This is a genomic window from Halomonas sp. GFAJ-1 (assembly GCA_002966495.1).
Lineage (GTDB): Bacteria > Pseudomonadota > Gammaproteobacteria > Pseudomonadales > Halomonadaceae > Vreelandella.
In genome coordinates, this window is the sequence record CP016490.1 from 3,547,332 (window position 1) to 3,563,199 (window position 15,868).

Genomic DNA, 15,868 nt, shown 5'->3' on the forward strand with positions numbered 1-15,868 from the left:
GACCTCATGGATTTACCCATTAGCCCAGGTTTACTGATTAGCCTGATTATTGTCGTGATCGCAATCGTGATCATTTCTAAAGGGCTGGTGATTATTCGCCAATCCGAAGTGATGGTCGTGGAACGGCTCGGCTCGTTTCACCGCGTGCTGGAAAGCGGTATCAATATTATCATTCCCTTTATTGAACAGCCCCGTGCGATCACCATGATTCGCTATCGCAAAATGGGTGAGGATTACCAGCCCATTATGACCGATGAGTTCCGTATCGACCGCCGTGAAACGGTGATGGATTTCCCCGGCCAGCCAGTGGTGACTACCGATAACGTAACGGTACGGATCAACGGTGCCCTTTACTATCAAATCATCGACCCTAAGCGAGCCGTGTATGAAGTCGAAAACATGAGCCAAGCGGTAGAAGTACTCGCCAAAACCACGCTGCGCTCGGTGGTAGGTAAAATGGAGCTGGATAAATTGTTTGAATCCCGCGCCGAAGTTAATAACGAGATTCAAGCGGCCATGGAAGAGCCCGCATCTAAGTGGGGCGTTAAAATTTCCCGGGTAGAGGTACAGGATATTGCCATGCCCGACGAGGTGGAGTCGGCCATGCGCCTACAGATGGCCGCCGAACGCAAGCGCCGCGCCACAGTAACCGAAGCCGAAGGTGAAAAATCAGCCGCCATTGCTATGGCTCAGGGCCAACGTGAATCCTCTATCCTTAACGCCCAGGGCGACAAAGAGTCGGCCATTCTGCGCGCCCAAGGTGAGCAAGAATCCATCAAACTGGTACTCAACGCCATTGGCGACAGCGAAGAGAACAAGCGCACCGTTGTGGGGTACCTATTGGGGCAAAGCTACATCAAAGGCTTACCCAATATGGCGAAAAACGGCGAACGCGTGTTTGTGCCTTACGAATCATCAGCGCTTCTTGGTTCAATGGGTATGTTCCGCGAAATGGCAGGTTCACCTGAAGATACCGTTGCCAACCACCTTAAAAACCGCTCCAGTAACCCAAGCGACGGCGGCTTTCGCAGCGGCATCGTAGGCGGTGCCGCTGGCGGTAATTAGAAGTTGAATTAATACCTAAACGAAACGCTTAAACCGGGCCAACAGTGCCCGGTTTCTTATTTAGCTTTTTTTAGACTGGCCAACAGCTCGCTCACCATCAGTTGTTATGCGCTACGCTAGATGGAGAGACACTATTAACAGGAGAGACAAATGAACAAGGACGTCATCAGCGCCATTCGTAAAAAAGAGCAGCTACCCGATAGCATGACCGACAATGAAATAGCCCGGGAATATAAAGGAACTTATACCGCCGCCAGAGCAGCTATTAGCTTAGAGCACAAACCCCTTGATCAAGTTATCAATGACGCCATGGCCAAAATTTTTCCCTTTATGCGTAATAAAAAGAAGTGAGGTTTAGCGTTTAAACCCGCTAAAAGAAAGTATTTCAGCAACGCTTCACAGATACGTGTTGAACTAAAGCGGGTAGCTAATCAAGCAGATAGTTTGTGATGGATGGCTTCAGTATTTAGGGAAAGGTCAACTGCAGACCAAGGGACTAATAATCCCCTGCCATGAGGAAACGTCATAGAAATGGTGGGCCCAGTAGGACTTGAACCTACGACCAAGGGATTATGAGTCCCCTGCTCTAACCAACTGAGCTATAGGCCCGAAAAGCGTGCATATAATAGCGAATGTAAGGGGGCTAGGCTACCCCCTAGCGGCGCTATCTTGTGGTGATAGCGGCACTTTTTTGTTGCACTTATTTCAAGCCATGGGGTCTGCTGGTGAGTTCCTAATGCGGAGACGCGCTGTGAAAGCTTTGATTGCTCTTATCCCACTGCTGTTGGCGGTGCCGGTTCATGCGGATTGGCAGCTAGATCCTGCTCAGTCACGGGTGCAGGCGTCGATTACTCAATTAGATGGTGAGGCCCCGCAAACCCATCACCATCAGGTCAATAATTTACAGGGCGATATTGCTGCCGATGGCACGCTGCGCCTGCCGCTGCGCTTGAGCCAAACCGATCTGCTCAATCGCTTTGGGGAGCTGCCGCCGTGGGTGGGCTTGCTGGCGAATACCACGCTGGTGACGCTGGTGGCGCAAATGCCGCCAGAGCGGTTAGACGGCTTGGATATTGGCGAGTCGATGGTGGAAACGCTCACCTTCCGGGTGCAAACCGACCTGATTAACCAAGAAGAAGCCGTGCCGCTGCGCTTTACCCGTGAAGGGTTAAATGAAGTGCGCGTTACCCATGCCGAACCGATGGCCATGGATGGCAGAGCGTTGATGGCAAACGGAACGGTGCGAACCGTGCTCTCAATGCTGGGCTACCAAGAGATTGACGAGCATGTGCCCGTCACCCTAAATGCTCTTTTAGTTAACCGCTAAGGCGCTGAATGGCGCTTTTCGTGGCTGAGTACTTCTACATCCCCTGCTTGGGCATCGCCCGTTTGTACTCGCCACTGCGCGGCGTAGTGGCCGTTAGCTTCCAATAGGATTGAGTGGCTGCCGCGCTCGGCTACTTGGCCCTGCTCAATCACTACGATTTCATCGGCGTGAACGATGGTCGAAAGCCGGTGGGCAATCATAATCACCGTGCGGCCATGGGCGATGCGTTTTAGCGAGCGCTGAATAGCCGCTTCGGTTTCGTTATCCACCGCGCTAGTGGCTTCATCTAGCACTAGAATAGGCGGATCTTTAAGCAGCGCCCTGGCCAGCGAAAGCCGCTGGCGCTGGCCACCAGAAAGCCGCACGCCCCGTTCGCCTACCGGTGTATCCAGTCCTTGAGGCAGCACTTCAATAAAGCTCCACGCCTCGGCAGTTTTTGCGGCATCGATAATGTCTGCATCCTCGGCCTCGGGTTTGCCGTAGGCGATATTGTCACGAATGCTGCCTTCGAACAGGTACACATCTTGGCTGACCAAACCAATCGCTTGGCGCAGCGAATGCATGCTGACCTCAGTGATCGGCTGGCCGTCGACCAGTACGCGACCGTTTTCAGGGTCATAGAAACGCAGCAGTAGTTTAATCAATGTTGATTTACCGGAACCTGTCGCTCCCACCAGCGCCAAGGTATTACCAGCAGGCACGTGCAGGTCAACGCCTTTCACCCCAACTTGGCTTGTTGCGTACTGGAAGCTCACTGCCTCAAATCGCACCTCGCCTTTGATTGGCGCGGCCAGGGCCGTTGTGCTGTCGTCTTTAACCGTAATAGGCACTTCCAGCAGGTCGAGAATCCGTTTGGTGCTGGCCATAGCGCGCTCGAACAGGTCAATCACCTGAGCGAGGCCAGTGAGCGGCCACAGCAGGCGCTGGGTAAGGAACACCAGCACACCGTAAGCGCCGACGTTCAGCGTGCCGTTCAGTGCCATCATGCCGCCGACGGTAAAAGTGGCGAGAAAGCCCGCCAGAATCGCCATGCGGATAACCGGAATAAACGCAGAACTGACTTTAATCGCTCGACGGTTGGCTTCCACATAGGCTTCGCTGGCATCGCGTAGCCGTTCGGCTTCTCGCACTTCGCTGGTAAAGCTTTTAATGGTGGCAATGCCGCTCAGGTTATTAGAAAGACGGCTGGCAAGATCACCGACCTTCTCGCGCACGTCACTGTAAAGTGGCCCGGCTTTGCGCTGGAAGAAGAACGCGCCCCAAATGATCAGCGGAATAGGCGTAAACGCCAGCAGCGCGATGAGCGGCGAGAGCACGAAGAACACCGCGCCCACGGCCACTACCGTGACCACTACTTGAATCAGCGCGTTGGCACCGCCGTCCAGAAAGCGCTCTAGCTGGTTCACGTCATCGTTCATGGTAGCCACTAGCTGGCCGGAGCTTTTCGATTCGAAAAACGCCATATCCAATCGCTGGGCATGCTCGTAGGTGTCCTGGCGCATATCCGCCTGCAGCCGCTGGGCTAGGTTGCGCCAGAGGATTTGGAACAGGTACTCAAACAGCGACTCCCCCGCCCAAATAAAGAAGGTGAGCACCGCCAAAATGGTGATCTGCTCCTGGGGGGATTCAAACCCCAGTCGCGCTACAAAGCTGTTTTCCTGGTTCACCACTACGTCGATGGCCACGCCAATTAGGATTTCCGGGGCGATATCGAACAGCTTGTTGATAATCGAGCACATCGTGGCAGTGATAATCTGCCGCCGATAACCTTTGGCGTAGCGCAGCAGGCGCATTAAGGCGTGGAAGCTTTGATTGACGGACGCTTTGTCGGCGCGGGTCGGGGAAGAAGCCACATCGATTCCTTTTACGTTGTTATCTAGGGTGGTTAACCGTCAACACGTTACGCGGGTTGGCTCGCCCGCCGCACATTGGCGAGCAAAGGGCTGCCGGTATCGGGATCGAGCAGCAGCGTGCACTCCACCTGATACAGCTCCCGCACCAGCGCGGGCGTGACCACCTCTGATGGCGCACCCTGGGCAACAATTTGCCCGTCGCGCATGGCAATCAGGTGGTCGGCGTAGCGGCAGGCGCTGGCCAGGTCGTGCAGCACCATCACCACCGTGCGGCCCTGGCAGGCCAGGCCGCGCACCAGCTCGAACACCTCGATTTGGTGGCCTAAGTCTAACGCGGAGGTGGGCTCGTCGAGTAGTAAAAGCGGCGTTTGCTGGGCGATGGTCATGGCGATCCAGGCGCGCTGGCGTTGGCCGCCGGAAAGCGCTTCCAAAGGCCGGTCGGCAAGCGCTTCCAGCTCGGCAGCGGCAAGCGCATGTTGCACCACCTGTTGATCTTCCGCCGACCACTGGCGTAGCCAGCCTTGGTGGGGCTGGCGACCAAAGCGAATTAACTCAGTCACCGTCAGCCCTTCCGGCGCGACCGCCTCCTGGGGCAGTAGCGCCAGCTTGGTGGCAAGTTGGCGGGCGGGCATCTGGGCGATATCGTGGCCGTTTAACAATACGGCACCGCTATCGGGTTTGTGCAGGCGGGCAAGCCCAGAGAGCAGCGTGGATTTACCACAGCCGTTGGGGCCAACAATGGCGGTCACTTGCCCGCTGGGCAAGCTAACGCCGAGTTCGCGAATCACTTGGCGCTGGCCGTAGCTCATGCTGAGCGCATCGGTGGAAAGCGTGGGTAATGAGGTCATGGGCGACTCCGGTGTGGGCGCATTAGTATCCAGAGTAGCCAGGGGCCACCCACCACGGCGGTAACAATCCCCACGGGGATCTCGATGGGGGCAAACAGCGTGCGGCCTGCTAAATCGGCCAGCACCATCACCAGGGCACCCGCCAGCGTGGCGGCTAGAATGGGTACATGGCGGGCGCTGGAGAGCGAACGGGCAATTTCAGGGCCAATCAGCGCTATCAATCCAACCGGCCCCGCCACGGCAACGGCCAGCGCGGTGAGCACCACTGAAAGTAACAGCACCTGCAACCGCCGCGCTTTCACCGCAGTGCCTAAGCCACTGGCAATGGCATCTTTAAAGCGCAGCAGCGTGAGCGAACGGGCCAGCGCCAGCGCGGCCACCAGCCCTAGCGCCAAGCCAATGCCCAGCAGCTGTACTGCACTTGCCGGGCGAGCATTGAGGGAACCGACGGTCCAGGGGTAGGCGGCGTTGGCGGCATCAATGGCCACCCGCGCCAACATCAGCTGCGTCACCGCGCCAAATACCGCGCCCACGCCGATGCCTGCAACAATAAAGCGGTAGCCCTGAGTGCCGCTGCCTGCGGCTAAGCCAAAGGTGAGCACGGCGGCGGTAGTCGCGCCTGCCAGCGCCATGGCGGGCGGTGCGATGCCTAACCCCAAGCCTACAATCGAAGCCACCGCAAAGGCGGTGGCACCGTTATCAATCCCGATAATGCCAGGCGTCGCCAAACGGTTGCGGGCCAGGGTTTGCATCAGCACCCCGGCCAGCGCAAAGGCGGCGCCGGTGAAACAGGCGGCGATGAGGCGCGGCAGGCGCAGCTGCTGCACCATAAACGTTGTCATGCTATCGCCCTGCCCCACTAAGGAAGCCACCACCGCATTCGGGGAAAGCGTCACGCTCCCCAGGCTTAAATAGAGCACGCAGACGGCCAGCAGCACGGCACTAAGCCCCATATTTACTGCCACGGCGCGCTTTTCCAGCAGTACGCTCACTCCGCGGGGCAGCGCGGCACGCCAGTAGCCCTGCGGAGCCGCGACCGCCTGGGCACTCATGCTTTCATAATAAGCCGTGGAGGTGTGGGGCAGCACCACACCGCTGAGCGACTGTTTTGCCGTGTTTTTCATAGCATCAGATAACCAAAAGGAGCGTTAGAGCATGGGTAGGCGTTTGGCCCGCACCACCGCGATCAGCACCGGCGCGCCGCAGAGCGCGGTGAGCACGCCTAACGGCAGCTCGGAAGGGGCAACCACAACACGGGAGATAATATCGGCGGTGAGTACGATCAGCGGGCCGACAGGCAGGCAGAACCAGAGCGTGCGGCGAATATCCGGCCCGGCGATGGCCCGCGCCACAAAAGGCACCACGAGCCCCACAAACGCAATCGGCCCGGCAATGGCGGTGGCCGCGCCGACTAATAGCGCCACACAACCCACGGCCAGCCAGCGAATCAGCCCAGGGCGGTGCCCTAAACCGCTCGCGGCCCTCTCCCCAAGTGCCAGCGCGGCCAGCGGCCGGGCAATCACAACAACGCCTGCCCCTGCTACTAGCAGGCTGGGCAGCACGGCCCATAAATCATCCAACCGCCTACCCGCCAAGCTGCCTACCACCCAAAAGCGAATCTCATCGGCGGCACTCTGGTCGTAAAGCAGCATCAGAGCGCTGAGTGAACCGAGCAGCCCCGAAAACGCGGCCCCCGCTAACACTAAGCGCACCGGGTCATTCCCCACATCGCGCAGCCGAGCCACGCTGAGCACGCACACACAGCCGATGAGCGCCCCTAACTGGGCTACTGGAATGCGCAAAGTGGCCGCGCTGGCCCCTAACACCAGCGCCAGGGAAACGGCAAATGCAGCGCCTGCGCTCACGCCCAACAAGCCCGGCTCGGCCAGCGGGTTGCGGGAAACGGCCTGTAGCAGCGCCCCCGCCACGCCCAGCGCCACGCCTACCGCAATACCTATCAACGTGCGCGGTGCACGCAGCTCCCACACAATAAAACGCGCTTCCGCGTGATCGCTTCCGCTTAGCAGCCCCAGCACTTGGCGTGGACCAATACTGCCTGCGCCAATCAACAAACTAACGACGCTCACCGCCACAAGGGCGGTGAGCAGAAGGAACATCCAGGAGCGTGGTGAGCAGCGCCTGCCGCTCACGTTGTTAGCAGCAAAGTTAGAAATATCGTTAGCAAAGGACTTCACGGCAGCATCGTTCACGGCATCGTTCACGGCAATAAGGCTTTCTCGATGTCGTCTAGAATCGCTTGGGCAGCCAACGGGCCGTTGGCACTGCTCCAGAGCTGGCCGTTTACCGGCACCACCCGCTCGTTCTGTACCACGTTCAAGCGGTTGAAGGCGGCGCTCTGTTTGGCGCTCTCCAGGGCGGCTTGGCCGTCATCATTGAGCGTAGCTAAGAACAGCCAATCGCCGTCTACCTGAGACAGATTTTCAAGGCTTAATACGTCGCTGTGAGCGCTGTCTGCTTTGATAAGGCCCGCATCTTGAACACCAAGCCCGACCTTTTCTAACAAGCCGGTGGCGATCAGTTGCGTCGACATCACCATCGGGCCACTGGGCATCCAGCGCGCTAAAAAGGCAGTGCCACCGACATCGGCAGCGGCAATCGCTGTCGCCAGTTCAGCGGCACGCAGGTCTACAGCGGCAATGGCGTCTTCAATCGCATCTTCCTGGTTCAAGGCCTGGCCGAACAGACGCGCTTCGGCTTCCCAGTTATCTGCCGCCAGCGGTTGGGTGTGGGGAACCACGGTAGGCGCAATTTGCGATAGCAGCTGATACTGCTCCTGCGGCAGTTGGGCCGCGGCTAAAATAAGGTCCGGCTGCTGGGCCAGCACTGCTTCAATATTAATTTCTCGCACGACGCCTACAATCTCAGGGTGTTCGAGCTCGTTCGCACTGAGGTAGTCGGTCACGTATTCCGCCACGTTGTCGCCGCCACGGGTGGTCACCGCCCCTACCGGGGTTACGCCTGCCGCCAGCGCGGCATCCAGCGCGCCTTCATACAGCGTCACCACACGCTCGGGGGCATCCGCCACCTCGACGTCACCATAAGCGGTCTCCAGCGTGCGCGCCTGAACGGTGCCCACCAGCAAGATGCTTATCAGCATCCCGAGTAAACCGCGCTGCAATAACGTGTGTCGCATGTGTCTCTCCCAGTGAAATGCCCAGTGAAATGCTTTGCTTTAACAAACACTCCAATAATAACGATTCTCAAAAGCACTTGCACTTCTATTCCAACGAATAGCGTGTTGCCGTTTCTGCAACCCTGGCCTTCGGCACCTTCTCAGCAGGGTAAAACGCTGATGGCATTGCGCCTTGAAGCGCCCTGTTCCATTAAGCGCAACACAATGTTCGATGAAACAACCTCGCAAGTGGGAACTTTTCTTCTTAGAATCTGAAACTCATTTGATAATCAATTTCATTGGTAAACAATACTCATATCAGGGGATCGACATGCCACGCTTTACTCGCACCGCCCTCGTAAGCGCCATCGCGCTCAGCGTTACTGCGACGGCTCATGCCCAAGAGGCCTCTCAGAACAGCACTCAGCTTAACAATATGGTGGTCACCGCCGCCGGTTATGAGCAAACGCTGAACAATGCCCCTGCGAGTATTGCCGTAGTCACCCGTGAAGAGCTGGAACAAAAACAGTTCGCAAACATTGCTGAGGCAATTGCCGACGTGCCAGGCGTCGACGTTCGCTCAGGTACGGGCAAAACCGGCGGCCTGAACATATCGATTCGCGGTATGCCTAGCGCCTATACGCTCATCCTGATTGATGGTCGTCGTCAGAATACCTCTGGCAGCGTGACGCCCAACGGCTTTGGTGAAACGTCAACCGGCTTTATGCCGCCGCTTGCCGCGATTGAGCGTATTGAAGTGATCCGTGGGCCGATGTCGACACTTTACGGCTCCGACGCTATGGGTGGTGTCATTAATATTATTACCCGCCGCGTAGGCGAAGAGTGGGTAGGTTCAGTAACGGTTGAGAACACTTTCCAGCAGGATCGCGATGCGGGCAATAGCTCAGCGATCAACTTATACACATCTGGCCCCTTGGTAGAAGATACTGTTGGCCTTCAGTTACGTGGTCGCCTATTCGACCGCGACAGCTCTGAGCGCATGGTTGAAAATAGCGCAGGGCGCGACCCTCGCCCAGTAGAAGCACGCAATTACTCTATCGGTGGGCGCTTAAATGTAACACCAGACGACACCAATGAATTCTGGCTAGACGCCGAGCGCTCGCGTCAAACGTATAGCAACGACGACTGCCGCCTTGGCAGCCTTGATGGATGGGCACGCGACTGCTCAACAGAAGCTCCGGACAGTGCCTGGGGCTATAAAGATGAGTTGCGCTTCAATCGCGATCAGGTCGCTATTGGACACTCGGGGCACTACAGCGCAGGCACCTGGGAAAGCAGCGTTACCCACAGCACCACTGAGACCCTAGGCCGTACGTTGCCTGAAGGTAGCGCACCTGAATATGGTTACGAGGCCCAAGGGGGCGAAGATCGCCTGTTGGAAAACCGCGACATTATTGTTGATACCAAGTTTGTTGCCCCCATTGGCGACCATATTGCGACGATTGGCGGCCAGTACATCGATGCCAAATTAGAAGATGGCGCAGCCGGTAACCAAGCGTTTGAACAAACCAGCTGGGCACTGTTTGCCGAAGATGAGTGGCTGTTGCGAGACGATCTCGCCTTTACCTTTGGCGGACGCTACGAACATCACGACGCTTTCGGCGGCCATTTTAGCCCACGCGGCTACCTGGTGTGGAACACAACCCCCAACTGGACGCTGAAAGGTGGCGTAAGCCGTGGCTATAAGACACCGTCGCTGAACGACCTGCATGACGGCGTGACTGGCTTCATCGCGCAAGGCCGCACCGTCACAATTGGTTCGCCCAACCTGGAGCCAGAAAAGAGCACCAACTATGAAATTGGTGCGATTTACGACAACCAAGACGGCTTTGCAGCGGGGGCTACCGTTTTCTACAATCGTTTTACGGATCGTATTGCCAACAGCACTCCCTTACCTAACTGCCAGTTTATCGATGACAACGGCAACACCCCCAATGCGGGACTCGCCAACTGTGTCAGCGTGGGCAGCTTTACACAGCAAGAAAACTTCCGTCAGCAGATCAATATTGATAAAGCCGAAACCCGTGGCGTCGAGCTAAACGCAAGCTATCAAATCGCCCCGGCGTGGCATGTCAGCGGCGGCTACACATTTACCGACTCTGAAGTGAAGTCCGGTGCTAACGAAGGCCAGCTGTTAACCAACACCCCGAAACATAAGCTCACCGCTGATCTGACCTGGGCGATTAACGACCGCTGGAGCACCACACTGGAGAGCGAGTACTACTCTTCTCGCGAGCGCTTCACTGGCACCCCAAGCGGTCAATCTGCTTCCTTGGTAGAGCAGCTTGGTAATAACCTCGATGGCTATGCACTGTTTAACCTGCGCAACTCCTACCGTTTCAGCGACAACGTGCGAGTAACCGGTACTATTTACAATCTGTTTGATAAAGACTTCACTGGTTCCGATACCTTTGAACACAACGGTGAGACCCTGCGTGCCTACCGCTTTACTCAAACCAGTAGCTTCACCAATGGCGTAGCTCTGGATGGCCGCAGTTTCTGGGTCTCCGCCACTTACGACTTCTAACGCTTGAGGGTTCACTTACTGTTTCAATGCTGGCTTGCTGCCCCGGCCTTGTGCCGGGGTTTTTCGCTTTTGTATAAAGCGACCACTGCAGTCACTTCCCGCTATGGTCGCGATTCAATGGATTAATCTATTTAAACGCATTCGCTTGGGCAGTATGAGCAGTGCGCGTACTCCTTACCGACTGACGCTCTCACGCACCTTCACTTATTTTAAGAAACAGCCTGTTATGACGGTGCCTTTGCTTGCCCGCTGGCCGATATAACAAAATACGGCTACTCGCTGGTGGCCGCCCTCAAGCGACAGCAATATAGGTTCAAAAAACCGGAACACAAATAGCAATTATTTTCATTCAAAAAATTAAGTGGCACAATAGCCGCCTCCGTTTCTCTAGTGGCTCCGACTATGTACGATTTTGATGAACTCGCCGCCTTTAACGACATAATGACCACCGGCAGTTTGACGCGCAGCGCACAGAAGCTCGGGCTTGCAAAATCTACCTTAAGCCGCCGGATTAGCCAGTTAGAGGCTCGTCTCAACCAACCGCTGCTGCGGCGCCAAGCAAATCGTTTGATTCCTACCGAAGCGGGCCTGCTGTTTCACCACTACTGCATCGAGTTACTGGCCATGGCCGCCCACAGCCAAGAGGCCTTAGCAGAGCTGCGCGAGGAGATCAGCGGTAAAGTCACGTTAGAGGTACACGGCGCCCTGGCTCGGGGGTGGATAGCGGGGGTAATAGATGCATTTTTAACCCGTTACCCCAAAATCGAGCTAACGCTGCATACCCGGGAAAGGCCGCCGACGAAGATGCAAAGCAACAGCGTGCACATTTGGCTAGGCGCCCCCCATGAGTGCGGCCTGAATCAAGAGCGTTTAGGCCATCTCACCCGTGGTCTTTACGCCAACCCGCGCTACCTGGGTAATGTAGGAACCCCGCAGCATCCCAACGAGCTTGACGCACACGCCTGGATCGACCTACTGGACACCGCCTCCAGCGGCCTCTTACTGCATCATCCAGAACACGCTGACTACCTCTTTAACGCACCCCGCTCGCGGCTACAGGTAGATCTCACAGCGCTGCACATTGATGCCATTGCTTACGGCCAGGGGATCGGCTTGCTGCCACATTGGTTGGTTGAAGGCCGCGAACGGCACCACCCTGGCGATTTGATAAACTGTTTGCCAGGTTGGGAGCCTGCCCCACTTCCCGTCACGCTACTGTATGCCTATGGGCACCACTCTCGCCGGGTAAACGCTCTACTGGCGTTTCTGCGCGAGCAGGTACCCGCCGCGTGGCAAACCCGTACGGAAGCCGTTCACTCTGGTTAAGAGGTTCGCCTTGCCAGTTAGCCGCCTAATTATCCACAATAGGCAGCCGATGATCGTCAAGGAACCTTAATGCTCGCTGAACTCTTCGCCGTCATGGCACCCGTGCTGGCCGGTGCCGGACTGGGCTTTTTATGGGTTCGTCTCGGCCAACCCTACCCGGTCGATTTTGTGACGCGCCTGGTTTTCAATATTGGCACTCCAGCGTTGGTGCTAGCGTCACTCTCCGGGGCGGCCATCGATGCCAGCACGTTTGGGCAAGTGATGCTGGCCGCGGCCCTCGTCATTATGAGCATGGGCGCCGCCAGCTTTGCTGTCGCAACATTGCTGCGCCGCGATTGGCGGGTGCTGATTGCGCCGATGATGTACCCCAACACCGGCAACATGGGACTGCCGGTGGTGCTGTACGCGTTCGGCAGCGCGGGCTTTGCCTACGGTATTACAGTGATGGTGACGGTTTCACTGTTTCAGTTCACCTTGGGGGCCGTGCTAAGCAGCAGCGGTAGCCCAATCAAAACGCTGCTCAGGACCCCGACGGTGTATGCCATCGTCATTTCCATGGCGCTGCTGCTCACCGATACCTCACTCCCCTTGTGGATGGCCAACACGGTGGACCTTATGTCAGGCTTTACCGTGCCTCTGATGCTCATCACGCTTGGCGTATCGCTGGCCAGTATTCAGGTGAAAAGCCTGCGCTCTGGCGTTGGCTTTAGCCTAATCCGTATTCCGCTGGCAGCCGCCGCTGCTTGGTTCATTGCCGGTTGGCTAGGCCTGCCGCCACTGGCACAGAACATTTTAGTAGTGCAGATGTGTATGCCAGTGGCGGTCTTCAACTACCTGTTTGCCCAACGTGCCCAGCGCGAACCTGCCTATGTGGCAAGCCTCGTCTTCTGCTCAACGCTAATGGCGCTGTTCTACTTACCGGCATTGCTGGCGCTACTGATGTAGCGCCGGGAACCCCCGCCCGTTTAAGGCAGTCACTGCTAGACTACTACCCTGACTCCGCGCTAACCGAGGACAAACGATGCCCATGCACACCATGCCAACGCGACACCTCATATCCGCTCGACCGCAAACGACACCGCGCTGCTTGTTACGTGTACTGGCAGCACGTTGGGTAGCTCCCTCGCTGGCGGGTCTACTCTTCGCCAATGCTGCCCACGCGGAGGTGGTACACAGTGCGCTGGAAACCGATCACTTCGCGATCACCATCGAACGGGTGGCCGAGGGGCTTGAGAATCCCTGGGCGGTGGCGTTTCTTCCCGACGGTCGCTATCTAGTGAGTGAACGCAGCGGCGCGTTAAACCTTGTTCACGGCACTGGCGAATCGCAACGACTGGCAGGCATGCCAGACGTGAGTCAAAACGGCCAAGGGGGGCTGCTTGATGTAGTGCTCCACCCAGATTTTGGTGACGGGGAAAACGACTGGATTTACTTTACCTGGAGCAAACCCGATGGCAACGCTAGCCGCTCAGCACTGTCCCGAGTGAAGTGGCAAGGCGATACGCTTGGTGAAGTAGAGCACTTGTTTGAGCAAGATCGCGCTTCCTCACCCGGACGCCATTACGGCTCACGGTTGGCATGGCTAGAGGACGGCACCCTACTGATGAGCATTGGCGACCGCGGGACCACCTCGCGTGCCCAGCAGAGCGACGATCATGCAGGCACGACGCTACGGCTGACCGATACCGGCGGCGTACCCAGCGATAACCCCTTTGTTGATGACGACAGTACCTTGGATGAAATTTACACCCTGGGTAATCGCAATATTCAGGGCATGACGGTCTTGAGTAATGGGCAAGCCTGGGTCTCTGAACACGGACCTCGCACCGGCGATGAGCTGAATCTTATTGAGCCAGGCAATAATTACGGCTGGCCAAAAGTTAGCCAGGGTAATGATTACGCCACTAACCAGCCAATTGGCGTAGACTCTCTACCCGGCATGGTTGACCCGGTCTATGTATTTGAAGGTCGTTTTGCCCCCTCGGGCTTGGCCGAGGTCACCAGCGCTGCGTTTCATGCTTGGCAAGGGCATTTATTAGCTGGCGGGTTGGCCAGTAATACGCTGCTGCGCCTAGCGTTAGATGAGGGTCACGTGGTCGATGAAGAGCAAATTCTAAAGGGCGAGTTGGGCAGAATCCGCGATGTGCGCCAAGGGCCGGACGATGCCATTTACTTGCTTACCGATAGTAACCAAGGCAGTCTTTATCGCTTGCAGGCGGCGAACTAATCAACTGCTATGTTGCGCTTGGAAAAAGGGCAAGTGTTGTTTATGAGCCCTGTTTTATAACCACCTACACGAACACGGATGCTCGATGCGACTACGTAACTTGATTATCTTAACAGTGATTTTCCCGCTGTTTATCGTATTGGTGGTGTTTAGTCTTGTGGCTATTAAGTCCCTGGAAGATAACGTTCGCTCCAAGCTACAAACGGAAGTCGAAATTATAACCCGAGCGCTGAGTTCCTCATTGAGCTACGCCGTCGCCCGGGATAGCGGGACGCCATTGGAAGAGGCGCTGCAATCCGCCTTCTCTTTCCACCGCATCTACGGCGCTTACGTGTTTGATACCCAAGGTCGGGAGGTCTACGGACTTGGGCTGGGTAAAAACCTGTTTACTCCAGAAGAGATCCGCCAAGTTATCGAGCGAGACGATCTTTACAGTAACTATCGCCAGCATGAAGGGTGGAACTACTACTCCGCATTGACGCCACTACGCAACCAGGACGGCACGGTTCAAGGCGTGCTTCAGGTGAACCGACTCAATACGGGCATCGAGAATTACACCGGCTTTATTAGTATTGTTGCGGTACTGGTGTTTGTCATCGGCGCGGCGGGTATTGTTTTCAGTATTTGGTGGGGGTTTCGCCACTATATCGAGCGGCCACTCAACCGCCTGCTACACGTAATGCTATTAGTAGAAGGTGGCGACCGCAGCCAGCGTGCAACAGAGGATGGCCCATCGGAGTACCGCCGCTTAGCCTCCGGCCTTAACGGTATGTTAGACGCCATGGCAGAAAAAGACCGCGATATTGACGCCCGCCAACGGCGTGAGATTGAGCTGGAAAAACGCCTACGCAAATCTAAAAAGCTTGCCGAACTAGGCGTACTTGCTGCCGGGGTTGCCCATGAAATCGGCGCACCGCTCACCGTTATTAACGGTCAAGCTCAGCGCTTAGCGCGCCGGGATGTCATTGGCGATGACGAACGGGCAAAACTGGGACGCATACGTGGGGAAGTTGAACGGATTGTTGAAATTGTCCGCCAACTGATGGAGTTAGGCCGGCAACATAACGTAGAGAAAGGTAATCAAGCCCTCGATCAGCTTATTCTAAGCGCCAGCGAGTTAGTGGAAGAGGAGCTTGAGCCTAGAAATATTCGCTTAGACATTGATCTTCCTTCCCCTTCACCCCATTTATTGGTTAACGGGCAGCAAATTGTGCAGGTGTTAACCAATTTACTACGCAATGCCGCCCAAGCGCCTGACGTGAGCCGTATTCAGGTGCGTGCAGCACAGCATGGTGAGGAGTTAACGCTGTGGGTAGAAGACGACGGGCCGGGCATCCCCCCATCAGATCACCACAAAGTATTTGACCCTTTCTTCACCACTAAACCAGTGGGCCAAGGAAGCGGGTTGGGGCTTTCGATGGTGCATCGCATTATTAACGACCACGGCGGGACGATTGGTGTATTTAGCAGCGGCCTTGGTGGCGCTGGCTTTGAAATTACACTCCCCCTTAGTGAAACCGCATCCGCTTGAGGACAACGTT

13 protein-coding genes and 1 tRNA gene are annotated in these 15,868 nt (G+C 56.5%); 8 read left to right on the forward strand and 6 right to left on the reverse strand.

Going from position 1 to position 15,868, the window contains the following annotated elements; all coding sequences use genetic code 11:
- The first annotated feature begins 6 nt into the window (after positions 1–6).
- Positions 7–1,065 carry a stomatin gene (locus BB497_16030; protein AVI64381.1) on the forward strand — a complete coding sequence of 353 codons (1,059 nt, stop codon included), beginning with the start codon at positions 7–9 and terminating at the stop codon, positions 1,063–1,065.
- Between the two features lie 150 nt (positions 1,066–1,215).
- The gene (locus BB497_16035) at positions 1,216–1,416 is read left to right on the forward strand and encodes a hypothetical protein (GenBank protein AVI64112.1); all 201 of its coding nucleotides are present in this window, start codon (positions 1,216–1,218) and stop codon (positions 1,414–1,416) included.
- A gap of 181 nt (positions 1,417–1,597) precedes the next feature.
- On the opposite strand, the gene BB497_16040 is transcribed toward BB497_16035, so the two are convergent.
- Positions 1,598–1,674 (reverse strand) — tRNA-Met (locus BB497_16040).
- Between the two features lie 127 nt (positions 1,675–1,801).
- Here BB497_16040 and BB497_16045 point away from each other — a divergent pair.
- The gene (locus BB497_16045) at positions 1,802–2,392 is read left to right on the forward strand and encodes a hypothetical protein (protein ID AVI64113.1); all 591 of its coding nucleotides are present in this window, start codon (positions 1,802–1,804) and stop codon (positions 2,390–2,392) included.
- Here the strand turns inward: BB497_16045 and BB497_16050 are convergent.
- The 5 genes from BB497_16050 to BB497_16070 all read right to left on the reverse strand — a co-directional run bounded on the left by BB497_16050 (position 2,389) and on the right by BB497_16070 (position 8,247).
- On the reverse strand, positions 2,389–4,185 hold the full coding sequence (locus tag BB497_16050) for an ABC transporter (protein AVI64382.1): 1,797 nt from the start codon (positions 4,183–4,185) through the stop codon (positions 2,389–2,391). The genes BB497_16045 and BB497_16050 overlap by 4 nt on opposite strands.
- Positions 4,186–4,292: 107 nt before the next feature.
- On the reverse strand, positions 4,293–5,093 hold the full coding sequence (locus BB497_16055; GenBank protein ID AVI64114.1) for an ABC transporter: 801 nt from the start codon (positions 5,091–5,093) through the stop codon (positions 4,293–4,295).
- On the reverse strand, positions 5,090–6,217 hold the full coding sequence (locus tag BB497_16060; protein AVI64115.1) for an ABC transporter permease: 1,128 nt from the start codon (positions 6,215–6,217) through the stop codon (positions 5,090–5,092). Before BB497_16060 ends, BB497_16055 begins: the two co-directional genes overlap by 4 nt.
- A 24-nt stretch (positions 6,218–6,241) precedes the next feature.
- Positions 6,242–7,210, reverse strand: coding sequence for an ABC transporter permease (locus tag BB497_16065; protein ID AVI64383.1), 969 nt, complete (start codon positions 7,208–7,210; stop codon positions 6,242–6,244).
- Between the two features lie 101 nt (positions 7,211–7,311).
- A complete protein-coding gene (locus BB497_16070) occupies positions 7,312–8,247 on the reverse strand; it encodes an ABC transporter substrate-binding protein (GenBank protein AVI64116.1) in 936 nt (311 codons plus the stop codon).
- Between the two features lie 310 nt (positions 8,248–8,557).
- On the opposite strand from BB497_16070, the gene BB497_16075 reads away from it, so the two are divergent.
- From BB497_16075 to BB497_16095, 5 genes are all read left to right on the forward strand, one after another.
- Positions 8,558–10,774, forward strand: coding sequence for a TonB-dependent receptor (locus tag BB497_16075; protein AVI64117.1), 2,217 nt, complete (start codon positions 8,558–8,560; stop codon positions 10,772–10,774).
- A gap of 402 nt (positions 10,775–11,176) precedes the next feature.
- Positions 11,177–12,100 carry a LysR family transcriptional regulator gene (locus BB497_16080; protein AVI64118.1) on the forward strand — a complete coding sequence of 308 codons (924 nt, stop codon included), beginning with the start codon at positions 11,177–11,179 and terminating at the stop codon, positions 12,098–12,100.
- A gap of 69 nt (positions 12,101–12,169) precedes the next feature.
- Positions 12,170–13,045 (forward strand): transporter, encoded by an 876-nt coding sequence (locus BB497_16085; GenBank protein AVI64119.1) that lies wholly within the window; start codon positions 12,170–12,172, stop codon positions 13,043–13,045.
- A 142-nt stretch (positions 13,046–13,187) separates the two neighbouring features.
- On the forward strand, positions 13,188–14,327 hold the full coding sequence (locus BB497_16090; protein AVI64120.1) for a glucose sorbosone dehydrogenase: 1,140 nt from the start codon (positions 13,188–13,190) through the stop codon (positions 14,325–14,327).
- 85 nt (positions 14,328–14,412) lie between these two features.
- Positions 14,413–15,858: a two-component sensor histidine kinase gene (locus BB497_16095; GenBank protein ID AVI64121.1), complete on the forward strand. Its 1,446-nt coding sequence runs from the start codon at positions 14,413–14,415 to the stop codon at positions 15,856–15,858.
- The last annotated feature ends 10 nt before the right edge of the window (positions 15,859–15,868 follow it).